The organism is Enterobacter sp. MGH 16, from assembly GCF_000493175.1.
In the GTDB taxonomy this organism is placed as follows: domain Bacteria; phylum Pseudomonadota; class Gammaproteobacteria; order Enterobacterales; family Enterobacteriaceae; genus Enterobacter; species Enterobacter roggenkampii.
In genome coordinates this window covers 2,958,662-2,973,688 of the sequence record NZ_KI535695.1, presented here as the reverse complement: position 1 = coordinate 2,973,688, position 15,027 = coordinate 2,958,662, and the positions used below count along the sequence as shown (strand labels likewise).

Annotated in this window: 16 protein-coding genes; 9 read left to right on the top strand and 7 right to left on the bottom strand. The window is 55.8% G+C overall.

The genetic code is table 11. The features are described 5' to 3' along the window. The first annotated feature begins 37 nt into the window (after nt 1-37). Entirely contained in the window at nt 38-844 is an 807-nt protein-coding gene (gene tcdA / locus L362_RS08885; RefSeq protein ID WP_023344827.1) for a tRNA cyclic N6-threonylcarbamoyladenosine(37) synthase TcdA, read from the top strand. Here tcdA and csdE read toward each other — a convergent pair. Together csdE and csdA are read right to left on the bottom strand one after the other, a co-directional pair. Continuing rightward, complete coding sequence (gene csdE, locus L362_RS08890) at nt 835-1,281, bottom strand: cysteine desulfurase sulfur acceptor subunit CsdE (protein WP_023344826.1); 447 nt, start codon at nt 1,279-1,281, stop codon at nt 835-837. The two genes, tcdA and csdE, sit on opposite strands and share 10 nt — an antisense overlap. Further along, nucleotides 1,281-2,486 (bottom strand): cysteine desulfurase CsdA, encoded by a 1,206-nt coding sequence (gene csdA, locus L362_RS08895; RefSeq protein ID WP_023344825.1) that lies wholly within the window; start codon nt 2,484-2,486, stop codon nt 1,281-1,283. The genes csdE and csdA overlap by 1 nt, the downstream gene beginning before the upstream one ends. Before the next feature lie 192 nt (nt 2,487-2,678). On the opposite strand from csdA, the gene L362_RS08900 reads away from it, so the two are divergent. The 4 genes from L362_RS08900 to rlmM all read left to right on the top strand — a co-directional run bounded on the left by L362_RS08900 (nt 2,679) and on the right by rlmM (nt 5,701). Then, entirely contained in the window at nt 2,679-2,906 is a 228-nt protein-coding gene (locus L362_RS08900) for a YgdI/YgdR family lipoprotein (protein WP_008499648.1), read from the top strand. Between the two features lie 349 nt (nt 2,907-3,255). Further along, nucleotides 3,256-4,173, top strand: coding sequence for a glycine cleavage system transcriptional regulator GcvA (gene gcvA / locus L362_RS08905; RefSeq protein ID WP_008499647.1), 918 nt, complete (start codon nt 3,256-3,258; stop codon nt 4,171-4,173). 39 nt (nt 4,174-4,212) lie between these two features. Continuing rightward, a complete protein-coding gene (locus tag L362_RS08910) occupies nt 4,213-4,608 on the top strand; it encodes a DUF423 domain-containing protein (protein ID WP_008499646.1) in 396 nt (131 codons plus the stop codon). Further along, entirely contained in the window at nt 4,601-5,701 is a 1,101-nt protein-coding gene (rlmM, locus tag L362_RS08915; protein WP_023344824.1) for a 23S rRNA (cytidine(2498)-2'-O)-methyltransferase RlmM, read from the top strand. The genes L362_RS08910 and rlmM overlap by 8 nt, the downstream gene beginning before the upstream one ends. 63 nt (nt 5,702-5,764) lie before the next feature. Here rlmM and xni read toward each other — a convergent pair whose 3' ends face one another. The 5 genes from xni to queF all read right to left on the bottom strand — a co-directional run bounded on the left by xni (nt 5,765) and on the right by queF (nt 12,200). After that, entirely contained in the window at nt 5,765-6,520 is a 756-nt protein-coding gene (xni, locus tag L362_RS08920) for a flap endonuclease Xni (RefSeq protein ID WP_023344823.1), read from the bottom strand. A 112-nt stretch (nt 6,521-6,632) separates the two neighbouring features. After that, nucleotides 6,633-8,000: an L-serine ammonia-lyase II gene (gene sdaB / locus L362_RS08925; RefSeq protein ID WP_023344822.1), complete on the bottom strand. Its 1,368-nt coding sequence runs from the start codon at nt 7,998-8,000 to the stop codon at nt 6,633-6,635. Between the two features lie 65 nt (nt 8,001-8,065). Then, nucleotides 8,066-9,361, bottom strand: coding sequence for an HAAAP family serine/threonine permease (locus tag L362_RS08930; RefSeq protein ID WP_008499642.1), 1,296 nt, complete (start codon nt 9,359-9,361; stop codon nt 8,066-8,068). A 515-nt stretch (nt 9,362-9,876) separates the two neighbouring features. After that, nucleotides 9,877-11,241, bottom strand: coding sequence for a nucleotide 5'-monophosphate nucleosidase PpnN (gene ppnN, locus L362_RS08935; protein ID WP_008499641.1), 1,365 nt, complete (start codon nt 11,239-11,241; stop codon nt 9,877-9,879). Nucleotides 11,242-11,357: 116 nt separating this feature from the next. Further along, entirely contained in the window at nt 11,358-12,200 is an 843-nt protein-coding gene (queF, locus tag L362_RS08940) for an NADPH-dependent 7-cyano-7-deazaguanine reductase QueF (RefSeq protein WP_023344821.1), read from the bottom strand. Nucleotides 12,201-12,269: 69 nt separating this feature from the next. On the opposite strand from queF, the gene syd reads away from it, so the two are divergent. The 4 genes from syd to L362_RS08960 all read left to right on the top strand — a co-directional run bounded on the left by syd (nt 12,270) and on the right by L362_RS08960 (nt 15,024). After that, nucleotides 12,270-12,815 carry a SecY-interacting protein gene (syd, locus tag L362_RS08945; RefSeq protein ID WP_008499639.1) on the top strand — a complete coding sequence of 182 codons (546 nt, stop codon included), beginning with the start codon at nt 12,270-12,272 and terminating at the stop codon, nt 12,813-12,815. A 632-nt stretch (nt 12,816-13,447) separates the two neighbouring features. Further along, on the top strand, nt 13,448-13,777 hold the full coding sequence (locus tag L362_RS08950; protein WP_008499638.1) for a YqcC family protein: 330 nt from the start codon (nt 13,448-13,450) through the stop codon (nt 13,775-13,777). Further along, nucleotides 13,774-14,550 carry a tRNA pseudouridine(65) synthase TruC gene (gene truC / locus L362_RS08955; protein WP_023344820.1) on the top strand — a complete coding sequence of 259 codons (777 nt, stop codon included), beginning with the start codon at nt 13,774-13,776 and terminating at the stop codon, nt 14,548-14,550. Before L362_RS08950 ends, truC begins: the two co-directional genes overlap by 4 nt. A 24-nt stretch (nt 14,551-14,574) precedes the next feature. Next, nucleotides 14,575-15,024, top strand: coding sequence for a flavodoxin (locus L362_RS08960; protein WP_023294459.1), 450 nt, complete (start codon nt 14,575-14,577; stop codon nt 15,022-15,024). The last annotated feature ends 3 nt before the right edge of the window (nt 15,025-15,027 follow it).

The window sequence follows — 15,027 nt, the reverse complement described above, 5'->3', positions numbered from 1 at the left end:
GTGAGGAGAACCTCACCCTTTTTACATCTGAGGTGTTATGTCTGTGGTAATCAGCGATGCCTGGCGCCAGCGTTTTGGCGGCACGGCACGTCTCTATGGTGAAAAAGCCCTGCAGCTGTTTGCGGATGCGCACGTCTGCGTCGTGGGCATTGGTGGTGTGGGGTCGTGGGCCGCAGAAGCGCTGGCGAGAACCGGTATTGGCGCAATCACGCTGATTGATATGGATGACGTGTGCGTCACCAACACCAACCGTCAAATCCACGCCCTGCGTGATAGCATCGGCCTGGCAAAATCTGAGGTCATGGCGGAACGTATCCGCCTGATTAACCCGGAATGTCGGGTCACGGTGATTGATGATTTTGTGACGGCTGATAACGTCGCTGAATACATGAGCAAAGGCTACAGCTATGTGATTGACGCCATCGACAGCGTGCGTCCAAAAGCGGCGCTGATCGCCTACTGTCGTCGTTACAAGGTTCCCCTGGTGACGACCGGCGGCGCGGGCGGGCAAATCGACCCTACGCAGATCCAGGTGGCCGATCTGGCGAAAACCATTCAGGATCCACTGGCCGCCAAGCTGCGTGAACGCCTGAAGAGCGACTTCAACGTGGTGAAGAACAGCAAGGGCAAGCTGGGCGTAGACTGCGTGTTCTCGACCGAAGCGCTGGTCTACCCGCAGGCCGATGGTTCCGTGTGTGCGATGAAAAGCACGGCGGAAGGGCCAAAGAGAATGGATTGCGCCTCAGGCTTTGGCGCGGCCACCATGGTGACCGCTTCCTTCGGCTTTGTGGCGGTGTCTCACGCCCTGAAGAAGATGATGGCGAAGGCGGAACGTCAGGCCTGAGCCTGACGTGCGGCGTCCAGTACTGCGTCGTTGAGCGCGATCAACCCCTGACCGCGCGAGGCGCTGAGCTGTGCGCGCAGCCCCAGCTCATCAAATAACGCCAGCGGCGAATGCGCCAGCAGTTCCGCCGCACTTTTCCCTTCCACTGCCGTCAACAATACGGCCAGCAGGCCCCGGACGATGCGGCCTTCGCTGTCGCCGAAGAAGTGCAGCTTCTCGCCGGACACGCTTACGCCCAGCCAGACGCGGTTTTCACAGCCAGCGATCTCTTTCGCCTGCGCCTTGAGATCGTCAGAGAGGGTCGGTAATTGCTTACCAAGAAGAATCAGCTGGCGATATTTATCTTCCCACTGTGAAAGCGGGGCAAAGGTCTGTTTTAACGTCTCTTCAGTGATGACGGTGCCAAACGGATGTCCGGCTAAAGCAGCGTGAGTCATTAATCCACCAGTATTTCAAGCGCGCGGTCAACGGCAGCGACCAGCGCGTCAACATCGCTTTGTGTGTTATAGGGCGCGAACGAGGCGCGCAGTGTGCCGCTCACGCCGAGCGCCGCCAGCAGCGGCTGCGCGCAGTGCTGCCCGGCGCGCAGGGCGATGCCATACCCCGCCAGCAGCGTCACCATGTCGCTGTGATGCACGCCCGTAAAATCAAAGGCGAGCAGGCTTGAGTCCTGAACGCGGAACGAGCGGAAACCCGGGCGCTTTTTCAGTTCTTCCTCTGCCAGCGTCGCCAGTCCCCGGCTCCAGCTTTCAGCCTGCACAACGTCTGTTTCTGCCAGCCACTCCAGCGCCGCGCTTAGGCCAATCACACCCGCCACGTTCGGCGTACCGGCCTCCAGGCGATAGGGAACATCCTGCGTTTTGAAGCCATCGAACGACACTTCGGTGATCATTTTGCCGCCACCCAGCCACGGCGTCATTTTTGACAGCAGTTCTGGCTTGCCGTACAACGCCCCAATACCGGTTGGCCCGTAGAGCTTATGTCCTGAGAAGGCATAGAAGTCGATATCCAGCGCCTTCACGTCGGCGGGGAAATGCACCACGCCCTGCGCACCGTCGACCATCACCACCATCCCGTTGGCATGCGCGATGCGAATCGCCTGAGCCAGGTCCGGGCAACCACCGGTGACGTTAGACATCTGTCCAAGCGCCAGAATGCGGCTGCGGGGGGTAATCAACTCGGGGAGACGGGCCACATCGGGCAGAAGGTCTGCGCCCAGCGGAAGCTTCACCACGCGTGCACCCGTTTGTTCGGCCACCATCAGCCACGGCACCAGGTTGGCGTGATGTTCCGCCTCGCTGACGACGATCTCATCGCCCGGCTGAAGCAGCGGGCGCGCGTAGCACTGGGCCACCATATTGATGGCCTCGGTGGTGCCGCGCGTCCAGACGATATTTTTCCCGCTTTCGGCATTGATCAGGTGCGCCACGCGATCGCGTGCGGCTTCGTAGCGCGCGGTTAATCGCTGCGCCTCGGCAAACTGGCTGCGATGCACGTTCCCGGCGCTCAGGCTGTAAAACTGCTGCGTGGCGTCAATGACCGCCTGTGGCTTAAGGGCGGTGGCGGCACTGTCCAGATAAATACCGGCATCGGCCAGCGCCGGAAACTGTGCGCGGAACTGCGCAGGACTGAAAGCGTTCATGGGATTCCTCATTTCAATATCACGATCGTCGCGCAATTTCCGTGGCAGGGCAAGGAGGTTGATATCTATCAGAATTGTCTGCTTATCCTCATGACCCCAAAAAAGCAGGTTATGCTAAATAGTGTTAGGCGGATGTTTTAGCCTGTTATAAATCGAGGTTTGAATAGCATTAATTGCTAAAGGAGAATAATCATGAATAAGACAGCTGCAATCATCTCTGCCTGTGCGTTTACTTTTGCCCTGAGCGCCTGTTCCGGTAACAACTACGTGATGCACACCAACGATGGTCGTTCCATCGTTTCGGAAGGGAAACCGACAACCGATAACGATACCGGGATGATTTCGTACAAAGATGCTAACGGGAACAAGCAGCAGATCAACCGCACGGACGTGAAAGAGATGAAAGAGATCGAGCATTAACCGATCGCAGGCGAAAAAAAAGCACCGCAAGTTGGCGGTGCTACATTAATCACTATGGACAGACAGGGTAAATGTACAGGAAGTGAAAAATTGGTAGCGTTGCTACCGTGGTCTGAATCGCAGACCAATTGCAAACACAACAACACAACATCACAACCGTAAGCCAAAAGCCCTTCAGAACACGCATTCCGAAAAAAGCTCTTCGTTCCGGCTCAGGAAGTGCCGCCACTATAGGTATTTGCTGGTAGTTCCTCAACGGACAAATTATAATGGCTCAGATAAAAAAAACTAATAGGTTAAACGTTGTTTCCTATTTGTTAAATTCCTTTAACATCTAAGCCATATAACCATGTCAAAGCGATTGCCCCCCCTCAACGCATTACGTGTTTTTGATGCAGCAGCACGTCACCTGAGCTTCACCCGCGCAGCCGATGAGCTTTTTGTGACACAGGCCGCAGTAAGTCACCAAATCAAGTCTCTGGAGGATTTTCTGGGCCTTAAGCTGTTTCGTCGACGCAACCGCTCGTTGCTGTTGACCGAAGAGGGGCAGAGCTATTTTCAGGATATTAAAGAGATTTTTTCGCAGCTTACTGAAGCCACGCGTAAGCTACAGGCCCGCAGTGCAAAAGGTGCTCTGACTGTCAGTTTATTGCCCAGTTTTGCCATTCAGTGGCTGGTGCCAAGACTCTCAAGCTTTAACTCAGCTTATCCGGGGATAGACGTTCGAATCCAGGCCGTGGATCGTCAGGAAGACAAGCTGGCCGATGACGTGGACGTCGCGATTTTTTATGGGCGCGGTAACTGGCCGGGCTTGCGTGTTGAGAAATTATACGCAGAATATCTCCTGCCGGTCTGTTCCCCTCTGCTGTTAACGGGCGACAAAGCGCTGAAGTCTCCCGCTGACCTGGCGCAGCATACGCTTTTGCATGATGCCTCTCGACGCGACTGGCAAACTTATACCCGTCAATTAGGTCTTACACATATAAACGTGCAGCAGGGACCCATCTTTAGCCACAGTGCGATGGTGTTACAGGCTGCCATTCACGGGCAGGGCGTGGCGTTGGCGAACAACGTCATGGCGCAGTCCGAAATAGAGGCAGGTCGCCTGGTCTGCCCTTTTAATGATGTACTGGTCAGCAAGAATGCGTTTTATCTGGTTTGTCATGACAGTCAGGCAGAACTGGGTAAAATAGCCGCCTTCCGGCAGTGGATACTGGCGAAGGCGGCAAGCGAGCAAGAAAAATTCCGCTTCAGGTATGAACAATAACGTTTGTGTGCCGGGCACGCATCAATTCAGGACTTAAACATGACCAGCCGATTCATGCTGATTTTTGCCGCGGTGAGTGGCTTTATTTTTGTTGCACTGGGCGCCTTTGGCGCACATGTCTTAAGCAAGTCGTTGGGCGCTGTAGAGATGGGCTGGATCCAGACCGGCCTTGAATATCAGGCGTTCCATACGCTGGCAATCTTTGGGCTGGCGGTGGCGATGCAGCGCCGTATCAGCATCTGGTTTTACTGGAGCAGCGTCTTTCTGGCGCTGGGTACGGTGCTTTTCAGCGGCAGCCTTTACTGTCTGGCACTTTCGCATTTACGCCTGTGGGCGTTTGTTACACCTGTCGGTGGCGTCAGCTTCCTGGCGGGTTGGGTATTAATGTTTATCGGAGCTATCCGTCTGAAACGCAAGGGCGTTGTTCATGAATAAGGTTGTTTTATATTGTCGCCCGGGGTTTGAGAAAGAGTGCGCCGCGGAAATTACCGATAAAGCGGCGAAGCGCGAAATCTTCGGCTTTGCCCGCGTAAAAGAAAACGCGGGCTATGTGGTATTCGAATGCTATCAGCCTGAAGATGCGGATAAGCTGGCGCGCGAGCTGCCGTTCAGCTCGCTGATTTTTGCGCGCCAGATGTTTGTCGCGGGTGAGCTGCTCAAAGACCTTCCCCCTGAAGACCGCATCACGCCAATCGTGGGCATGCTGCAGGGCGTGGTGGAGAAGGGCGGCGATCTGCGCGTTGAAGTGGCGGATACCAACGAAAGTAAAGAGTTGATGAAGTTCTGCCGTAAGTTCACCGTTCCGCTGCGCGCGGCGCTGCGTGAGGCGGGCGTGCTGACGAACTACGAAACGCCGAAGCGTCCGGTGGTGCATATCTTCTTTATTGCACCGGGCTGCTGCTATACGGGCTATTCGTACACCACCAACAACTCTCCTTTCTTTATGGGCATTCCGCGTTTGCGCTTCCCGGCCGATGCGCCAAGCCGTTCTACGCTGAAGCTGGAAGAGGCGTTCCACGTCTTTATCCCGGCGGATGAGTGGGATGAGCGTCTGGCAAACGGCATGTACGCTGTCGATCTCGGCGCGTGCCCGGGCGGCTGGACCTATCAGCTGGTGAAACGCAACATGTGGGTATCGTCCGTTGATAACGGCCCAATGGCGCAAAGCCTGATGGACACCGGACAGGTCACCTGGCTGCGTGAAGACGGTTTCCGCTATCGCCCGAACCGCAACAACATCTCATGGATGGTGTGCGACATGGTTGAGAAACCGGCGAAAGTGGCCGCGCTGATGGCCTCCTGGCTGGTGAACGGCTGGTGTCGCGAGACCATTTTCAACCTCAAGCTGCCGATGAAAAAGCGCTATGAGGAGGTGTCGCAGAACCTGGCCTACATTCAGGAGCAACTGGACGAACACGGGATTAACGTGGAGATCCAGGCGCGTCAGCTGTATCACGACCGCGAAGAGGTGACGGTGCATATTCGTCGCTGGTGGGCGGCCGTAGGCGGGCGTCGCGACGAGCGCTAATACGTGCTTTGTTTTGCCCGGTGGCGCTGCGCTTACCGGGCCTACAAAAACCCTGTAGTCGTTTTAACGTTCTAAGCGCAACTGCTGTAAATTCCCGTCCAGCTGTAAATCTGTCTGTAGCGTTGCGATTTCCCGGCAGATAAACGCCATCTCTTTATGCGCCTCCAGCTTCTTGCGCCATTTTTCGGGCACCTCGTCCAGACGGGCGTAAATGCCCTCCAGACGCTGAAAATCGGTCAGCAACTGCGCGGCGCTCTTCGGCCCAATACCGGCCACGCCCGGAACTTTAGAGCTGCTGATGCCTGCCAGGCCCCAGTAATCCGGCAGTTGCTCAGGCGATACGCCAAACTCGCTGGCGATGAACGGCGCGTCCAGCCAGCGTTTTTGAAAATAGTCGCGAATGCGAATAGTCGGGGAGAGCAGCTGGCAGTAGCCTTTATCCGTTGAAACGATCGTGGCCTGATGCCCGGCACTCGCCACCTTTACGGCCAGGGTGGCCGCGAGATCGTCGGCTTCATTTCCCTGTGCGCCCCAGCAGGGGACGCCCCGCTGTTCAAATGCGGCGCGCAGCATGGGTAATTCGGCGTGAAGATCGTCCGGCATCGGTGCGCGTCCGGCTTTGTAGTCGGGCAGACGCTGTTGCCGCCAGCCCGTGTTGCGGGCTTCGTCATCAAAAACCGCGACCGCGTGGGTGGGCTCGCTGTGGCGGATAAGCTGTTCCAGCGCGTGCAGGCAGGTGTCTTTACAGGGCGTCCCCTGTACCGCATGGATACGGCGAATCAGGTTAAGTGCATCGACGATAAGTAAATGAACGGCCACAGATAATCTCCCTTCTATCTAATGCGTGAAGGGTAACACTGTCAGCAGCGTGAAACTATGAATGGTGGGGAAAACAGGAAGAAGCCTCGCAAAACGAGGCTTCCTGAGAGGCTTAATCGCAGGTTACGATCTTCATCGCCAGGCCACCGCGAGAGGTTTCGCGGTATTTGGCGTTCATATCTTTACCGGTTTCGTACATGGTCTCGATAACCTTATCGAGACAGACGCGCGGTTCGCTGGTGCGGCGCAGCGCCATACGCGCCGCGTTTACCGCCTTCACGGAGGCAATCGCGTTACGCTCGATGCACGGAACCTGTACCTGGCCGGCAACCGGATCGCAGGTCAGCCCCAGGTTATGTTCCATGCCGATTTCCGCAGCGATGCACACCTGCGCCGGGCTTGCGCCCAACAGCTCCGCCAGACCTGCCGCCGCCATGGAGCACGCCACGCCGACTTCACCCTGACAGCCCACTTCCGCACCGGAAATGGAGGCGTTCATCTTATACAGCGAACCAATCGCACTGGCCACCAGCAGGTAGCGTGCCAGCGAGTTCGCGTTCACTTCACGGATAAATTTGTCGTAGTACGCCAGTACGGCCGGAACGATGCCGCAGGCACCGTTGGTTGGCGCGGTGACCACACGGCCCCCTGCGGCGTTTTCTTCGTTTACCGCCAGGGCGAACATGTTGATCCAGTCCACCACGGCCATTGGGTCCGTAGTCGTTTTGTCGGTGCTCACCAGCATACGGCGCAGCGCTGCCGCACGACGCGGTACGCGAAGCTTGCCCGGCAGAACGCCTTCGGTGGTGATCCCGCGCTCAATACCGCCGCGCATCACTTCCCAGACGTTAGCGAAGTGCTGTTCCAGCTCCTCTTTGCTGTGCAGCGCCAGCTCGTTCTTCATCATCAGACCGGAGAGGGAAAGGCCCGTCTCCTGGCAGTGGCGCTGGAGGTCTGCCGCCGTTTTGTACGGATACGGCACCTCGACAGAAGAGGTACTGGTTTGACCAAAGTGGTCTTCGTCGACGATAAAACCGCCGCCGATAGAGTAGTAAGTCTGGCTGTATACCGCTTTGTCGCCGTCCAGCGCGGTAATGCGCATGCCGTTTTCGTGTAGCGACAGGTTGTCCGCATGGAAATTCATGCAGTGGTCAACCGGGAATTCAACCTCATGCTCGCCGTTCGCCAGCAGCAGGCGCCCGTGGGTGTTCACGTCCTGGATAAAGCCAGGGATCGCATCAATATCAACGGTATCCGGCAGGTTTCCCGCCAGGCCCATGATAATGGCGATATCGGTGTGGTGGCCTTTCCCGGTCAGGGAAAGTGAGCCGTATACATCGACAACCACGCGGGTGATGTCGTGCAGGATGCCGCGTGCAATCAAGTCATCCGTGAACTGCTTACCGGCTTTCATCGGTCCGACGGTGTGAGAGCTGGAAGGACCAATACCGATTTTGAAGATATCGAATACGCTAATCATGATGCGTCCATTGCTTTCAGTCAGAGAGGAGGGTGTGCGCCGTCCGGGGACGGCGCGGGTGAGAATCAGAACATGGTGTACAGGGAGTAGAAGATCGCAGAGATAGCGATAAGCCCCATGATAACCACAAAGACGTTGCTGACATGACCGCTGTACTTACGCATAGCCGGGACTTTCTGAATCGCGTACATCGGCATCAGGAACAGAATCATCGCGATGACCGGGCCGCCCAGGGTTTCAATCATGCCCAGGATGCTTGGGTTCAGCGTCGCTACCGCCCAGGTGGTGAGCAGCATGAACAGTGCAGTGATTTTGTTCAGCTTGTTGATTTCAATGCTCTTGCCTTTACCGCGCAGAGATTTAATCACCATACCGTTGAAGCCTTCACGTGCGCCGAGGTAGTGGCCCAGGAAGGATTTGGTGATGGCGATCATCGCGATGATCGGTGCCATCCACGCAATCAGCGGTGCGTTAAAGTGGTTCGCCAGGTAAGACAGAATTGAGATGTTCTGCTCTTTCGCTGCCGCCAGGTCCGCCGGGGAGAGGCTCAGTACGCAGCTGAAGACGAAGAACATAACGGTCAGCACCATCATGATGTGAGCGCGTGCCAGGATGCTGGAGCACTTCTTCTCTGCGCCATTACCGTACTCTTCACGTTTCGCCACGGCGAAAGAGGAGATGATTGGGGAGTGGTTGAAGGAGAAGACCATTACCGGGATCGCCAGCCACAGGGTCATCAGCAGGCCGTTACCGGTCGCAGACGCGCTGCTCAGGGACAGGGTTTCCAGCGCTGCGCCGTTCCACTGTGGGATCAGGTAGCAGGCCAGCAGCATCAGTGCGGCCACAAACGGGAACACCAGCACGCTCATCGCTTTCACAATCATCTGCTCACCGAAGCGCACGATGGTCATCATGCCGACAATCAGGATCAGAGACAGGATGGCACGCGGTGGCGGCGTCATGTGCAGCTGGTGCAGCATGAAGCTTTCAACGGTGTTGGTGATCGCCACGCTGTAAACCAGCAGGATAGGGTAAATCGCAAAGAAGTAGAGCAGGGTAATCAGTTTACCTGCGCCCACGCCGAAATGCTCTTCAACCACTTCAGTGATGTCTTCGCCCGGGTTTTTACCGGACAGCACGAAGCGGGTCAGACCGCGGTGTGCAAAGAAGGTCATCGGGAAAGCAATGATAGCCATAATGATCAGCGGAATCAGACCGCCGACGCCTGCGTTGATAGGAAGGAACAGTACACCAGCGCCGATTGCCGTGCCGTAAAGGCCAAGCATCCACATGGTATCCGTTTTGCGCCAACCACTTCGGGATTCAATCGAAGCAACGGTGCTGGTTTGAGTGGTTTCCATCTGTATCTCCTGGAGGAAGCAAATTGTCAGGTTTTTAGTCAAATCCGATGAAAAAGTGCCTGACGGTAATATGAAATTCGTTCAGTGACGGTTTTTTAATAATTTTCGCCCGTAACTATTGGCGGGCGGAAAGATACATTCTCGTTATGAATCTATCAGTGATCGCGATCCCAAATGCAATAATCCACTTATGATGTGGGCATCTTTAGACCATTTATCTGTTAAAAAAACATCAAAGAGAATTTACGCGCGCGAAGGCTACCACCAACGACATGTGCGCTGAAAGACTGGCCCTTGATATAGGTGTCTTTCGCTGTAAAGAAATGGGTTTTTAGTATTTTCTGGCAGGTAATTTGGATTAAGGCTGATAATTTACGGTTGAAAAATACAGGTAATCGTTTGCGTTTGTGGCGATTTTGTAAAAGATATTAGTGATGCCTATGAATTACATCAGGAATAAAAAAAGCCGGGACGCGCAACAGGGCGACCCGGCTTTGATGAGATATCGCTAAGCGTTAGGTGCAGATTTCGTAGCAAGGAATATAGGCAGAGCCCGGCAGCTTCATGCGGTGCTGGGCGACAAAGCCCTGCAGCATGTCATCCATACGGCGCATCATCTCCGGATCGCCGTGGATCTTGTACGGACCGTACTGCTCAATGGCGCGTATACCGACCTCTTTGACGTTGCCCGCCACAATCCCGGAGAAGGCGCGACGCAGATCGGCGGCCAGGACTTCCACCGGCTGATCCGGGTAAAGTTTCAGGTTCGCCATGTTCTCGTGTGAAGGCTCGAACGGAATCTGCAGATCCGGTGCAATGCGGATTGACCAGTTAAAGCTGTAGGCATCCCCGGTATCGCGACGGTTCTCCTTCACCAGCGGCATCGCTTTTTTCATCTGGCGCGCCACTTCCGCAGCATCGTCGATGATGATGCGATAGTGACGACGCGCGGCTTCACCCAGCGTGTGTACGATAAACTCGTCCAGCACGCGGAAGTAGTCGGCGCTCTCTTTTGGCCCGGTCAGGATCAGCGGCAGGACCTGATCTTTGTTGGCCGGGTTCATCAGAATACCCAGCAGATAGAGCAGCTCTTCCGCTGTCCCCACGCCGCCCGGGAAGATGATGATGCCGTGGGCGATACGAACAAACGCTTCAAGACGTTTTTCGATATCCGGCATGATAATCAGCTCGTTAACCAGCGGGTTAGGTGGCTCAGCGGCGATGATGGACGGCTCGGTCATGCCGATAAACCGTCCCTCTTTGTAGCGCTGCTGCGCGTGACCCACTGCGGCACCTTTCATTGGCGCTTCCATCGCACCCGGACCACATCCGGTACAGATATTCAGCTCGCGCAGGCCAAGCTGGGTGCCCACCCGACGCGCATAAAGGTATTCGGTTTCGTTAATGGAGTGACCGCCCCAGCAGACGACCATGTTCGGCGCTTCACCCACGTGCAGGGCACGGGCGTTGCGCAAAATAGAGAACACCAGGTTGGTGATATGGACCGAGCTTTCCAGGTCGAGATGCTGGAAACGGCCTGCGTTGTGGATCTGCCCGTTAACAAACAGGATGTCACGCAGCACGGCAAACAGGTTAGCCTGAAGTGAACGGATGATGCGTCCGTCGACAAACGCCTCTTCCGGCGGGTTGATGACTTCAAGCTTCACGCCGCGCTCGCGGCGCAGCACGTTGATATCAAAGCTTTCGAAGCGGGACAGCAGTTCTTTACTGTTATCTGTCAGGCTTCCGGAGTTCAGAACGGCAAGTGAACAGTTACGAAACAGTTGATAAAGATCGCTGCTGGCCGTGCGTTTAAGCATGTCCACTTCCAGCTGCGACAACATATCCATTGAGCCAAGCGGGCTAATATGTGTAATCAAGTGAGCTCCTTACGGGACGATTATCGTCTTTCCCTGTTGATTACAATAGCCCTGCCGCGTGACGTTTCACAACCTAAAGCGCGGAAGATACCGCGCATATTGTGAAAATATTTATATTACTGACGCACCAGCCGGCCCGTCGCCGGCACAAAATCGGTATTGGTGCGCCACGGGTTGATGTCCAGGCCGCCGCGGCGGGTGTAGCGCGCGTAAACGCTCAATTTTTCTGGCTGGCAGAAGCGTTGGATATCGCTAAAGATGCGCTCCACGCACTGCTCGTGGAATTCATTGTGATGGCGGAACGACACCAGGTAGCGTAGCAATTTTTCCCGGTCGATTTTTGGCCCGCGATACTGGATCTGCACCGAACCCCAGTCCGGCTGATGCGTGATCAGGCAGTTGGATTTCAGCAGATGGCTGACCAGCGTCTCTTCGACCACCTTGCCGCTCGCCGCGTTTTCGAGGTAGTCCGCGCTGAATTCATAATTCTCCACCTCGATATCCTGATCGTCGATGCAGGTCCCGTTGAAGTGGGCGATCGGCTGGCCTTCCAGCTCGTGCAGACGATACAGTGAAACGCTCACCGTTCCCTGCGCGCAGGCGCTTAGATCACGTTCCAGGGTGCGCTGAACGTCGTCCCAGCTGTTGAATTTGGTCTGGTTAAAGCTGTTGAGATAGAGCTTAAAGCTTTTCGACTCGACGAGATTCACGCTGGCGTAGTCCAGCTCAACGTGACCCACCGCCACCTGCGGCAGGCCGCGCGCGTTGAGCCACGAGAGTTCGTACAGCGTCCAGATATCGCCACCCACGAACGGCAGCGCGTCCGCGTGCAGTCCCAGAGGGTCGCGGTTCAGGCTACGCGGCACGCCCTGCAGCAGGCTTGCATCGTAGGTATCGCGGTAATTGGTCGATTTACCCAGCGTTAAGCCGGTTAACGCCTGATGATTTTCGTAAGACATGTTTCATAGCCACTTTACAGGTACACTTATGGCCTGAGTTTATCCTGTCTGACAAGAAGAGAGAAATCGGTGGACATCGAAACTGCAAATGCCCTCACTACCTTCACGACCCGCTACTGCGACGCATGGCATGAAAAGCAGGGCACGTGGCCGCAAAGTGCTGATTTATATGGCGTCCCTTCGCCGTGCATTATCTCTTCGCTTGAGGATTACGTGATCTGGCAGCCGAAGCCGAATAACGGCGAGCAGAATGTAAATGCGGTTGAACGGGCAATGGACATTGTGGTACAACCAGCGGTTCATGCGTTTTATGCCACGCAGTTTGCAGGGGATATGCCCGCGCGCTTTGCGGACATGACGCTGACGCTGTTGCAGACCTGGAGCGAAGACGATCTGCAGCGTGTTCAGGAAAACCTGATCGGTCATCTGGTCACGCAAAAACGCCTTAAGCTTTCTCCGACGCTCTTTATTGCCACGCTGGACAGCGAGCTGGACGTTATCTCCGTCTGTAACCTGTCAGGCGAAGTGATTAAAGAGACTATCGGTACCCGAAATCGCGAGACTCTCGCCCCTTCTCTTGCGGATTTCCTCACCCGACTTGAGCCCCTTCTGTAATCCATGCTGCTACAGCGCGTGTGAGAGATCTCTTACAAGGTTTGTGAGAGATCGCTGGAACATTCAGTATTACCTCATTAAATTCAGATTAATATCACTCTATTTTTCAACGAATTAGTTGTTCCTCCTATTATTTTTAGGGAGTCCCCGCGTCTTACAACGCTGGCTGAGTGGGTTGTAAGACGAAGCGGAATAGCGGATTCTATCTCCGTCGACAGGAAGCCGACACGAGAAACGAACATCAGGATGATGGCGTTTCTCACACAGGACTCGTCAGGATGGCGCAGCAGGAAGGCTTCTGGATGAAGCGAAGTGGATAACGCAGGATGCGTAAGGGACACCTCCAGGAAGGAGAACGAGAGCCGGTCAGGATGGTCGGTGGGTCAGGAAGGCCAGGACGTTTCAGGATGAAACAAACACGTCAGGAAGATGTGTGCAGGATGCGAAAGGTAGACGGATGACCAGGCCTTCGGGCTTCAGGAAAAGTTGTCACGGATGAGCAGGGAGCACGAATTGTAGCTGGAATGCTGCGGAACGAACCGGGAGCACTGTTTTTACAGTGCTCCCTTTTTTTATTTCTGCCTTTCGCAATGCTATGCTGCGCGCCGTTCACATTTTCAGTTGAGGTTACTATGACGCAACACGATAGCGTTCGTGCTCAGTTGCACGCCATCGAAGCCCTTTTGCGCCAACATCAGCTGTGGCAGGAGACCGCGCCGCAGCCAGAAGCGTTCACCAGCACCCAGCCTTTCTGCCTGGATACGCTGGCGCCTTTCGAGTGGCTGCAGTGGGTGTTAATTCCGCGCATGCACGCCCTGCTTGAGGGGGGGCACCCCTTGCCGCAGGCGTTTGCTGTCTCTCCCTATTATGAAATGGCGCTCGAAGCGACCCACCCTGCGCGCGACGTCATGCTGGTCGAACTGGAAAAGCTGGATGCCCTGTTTGCCGGTGAAGATGCATGACGCTGGAAATCCTCTATCAGGACGAGTGGCTGGTGGCGGTGAATAAACCGTCAGGCTGGCTGGTGCACCGCAGCTGGCTGGATCGCGACGAGAAAGTGGTGGTGATGCAGACCGTTCGTGACCAGATTGGTCAGCATGTGTTTACCGCCCATCGCCTCGACAGGCCGACCTCCGGCGTGCTGTTGATGGGGCTTTCCAGCGAAGCTGGCCGTCTGCTGGCGCAGCAGTTCGAACAGCACCAGATCCAGAAGCGCTACCACGCGATCGTGCGTGGCTGGCTGACCGAGTCCGCCACCCTGGACTACCCGCTGGTGGAGGAGCTGGACAAAATCGGCGATAAATTTGCCCGGGATGACAAAGGCCCGCAGCCGGCCGTGACGGATTATCGCGGCATGGCAACCACGGAAATGCCGGTGGCCACCAGCAAATTTCCGACCACACGCTACAGCCTGGTCGAGCTTCTGCCGAAAACCGGGCGCAAGCACCAGCTGCGACGCCATCTGGCGCATCTGCGCCACCCGATTATTGGCGACAGCAAACACGGTGATTTGCGCCAGAACCGCAGCGCGGCCGAACACTTTGGCTGCCATCGTCTGATGTTACACGCAAGCGAGCTGAGCCTGACGCACCCGTTTACCGGCGAGCCGCTGACTCTCCGCGCGGGGCTGGACGACGTCTGGATGCAGGCGCTGTCACAGTTTGGCTGGCTGGGACAACTCCCCGAAAATGAAAGGGTTGAGTTTGTATCGGGCAACGTTCAGGATGAAGAGTAAGCGCATTCACTATGGGAAAATAGCATGGCTGAAGTAGGCATTTTTGTCGGCACAATGTACGGCAACTCGCTGCTGGTTGCGGAAGAGGCGGAGGCGATTCTGGCAAGCCAGGGCCATAAAGCCACGGTCTATGAAGACCCGGAGCTGGCGGACTGGGAAAAGTATAAAGATAAATACATTCTGGTGGTGACCTCCACCACCGGGCAGGGCGATCTGCCGGACAGCATCGTGCCGCTGTTTCAGGGCATTAAAGACCAGCTTGGCTATCAGCCAGATGTTCACTACGGCATCATCGCGCTCGGCGATAGCTCTTACGCTAACTTCTGCGGCGGCGGCAAGCAGTTCGATGCGCTGTTGCAGGAGCAGAGCGCCCAGCGCGTCGGCGAGATGCTGCTGATTGATGCGGGTGAGCACCCGGAGCCAGAAAGCGAATCAAACCCGTGGGTGGAGAACTGGGCCTCACTTCTCAAATAACAC

Bases quoted from the DNA above. Each gene is read 5' to 3' on its own strand.
- tcdA (WP_023344827.1), top strand. From the start codon at position 38: ATGTCTGTGGTAATCAGCGATGCCTGGCGCCAGCGTTTTGGCGGCACG.
- csdE (WP_023344826.1), bottom strand. From the start codon at position 1,281: ATGACTCACGCTGCTTTAGCCGGACATCCGTTTGGCACCGTCATCACT.
- csdA (WP_023344825.1), bottom strand. From the start codon at position 2,486: ATGAACGCTTTCAGTCCTGCGCAGTTCCGCGCACAGTTTCCGGCGCTG.
- L362_RS08900 (WP_008499648.1), top strand. From the start codon at position 2,679: ATGAATAAGACAGCTGCAATCATCTCTGCCTGTGCGTTTACTTTTGCC.
- gcvA (WP_008499647.1), top strand. From the start codon at position 3,256: ATGTCAAAGCGATTGCCCCCCCTCAACGCATTACGTGTTTTTGATGCA.
- L362_RS08910 (WP_008499646.1), top strand. From the start codon at position 4,213: ATGACCAGCCGATTCATGCTGATTTTTGCCGCGGTGAGTGGCTTTATT.
- rlmM (WP_023344824.1), top strand. From the start codon at position 4,601: ATGAATAAGGTTGTTTTATATTGTCGCCCGGGGTTTGAGAAAGAGTGC.
- sdaB (WP_023344822.1), bottom strand. From the start codon at position 8,000: ATGATTAGCGTATTCGATATCTTCAAAATCGGTATTGGTCCTTCCAGC.
- L362_RS08930 (WP_008499642.1), bottom strand. From the start codon at position 9,361: ATGGAAACCACTCAAACCAGCACCGTTGCTTCGATTGAATCCCGAAGT.
- queF (WP_023344821.1), bottom strand. From the start codon at position 12,200: ATGTCTTACGAAAATCATCAGGCGTTAACCGGCTTAACGCTGGGTAAA.
- L362_RS08950 (WP_008499638.1), top strand. From the start codon at position 13,448: ATGACGCAACACGATAGCGTTCGTGCTCAGTTGCACGCCATCGAAGCC.
- truC (WP_023344820.1), top strand. From the start codon at position 13,774: ATGACGCTGGAAATCCTCTATCAGGACGAGTGGCTGGTGGCGGTGAAT.
- L362_RS08960 (WP_023294459.1), top strand. From the start codon at position 14,575: ATGGCTGAAGTAGGCATTTTTGTCGGCACAATGTACGGCAACTCGCTG.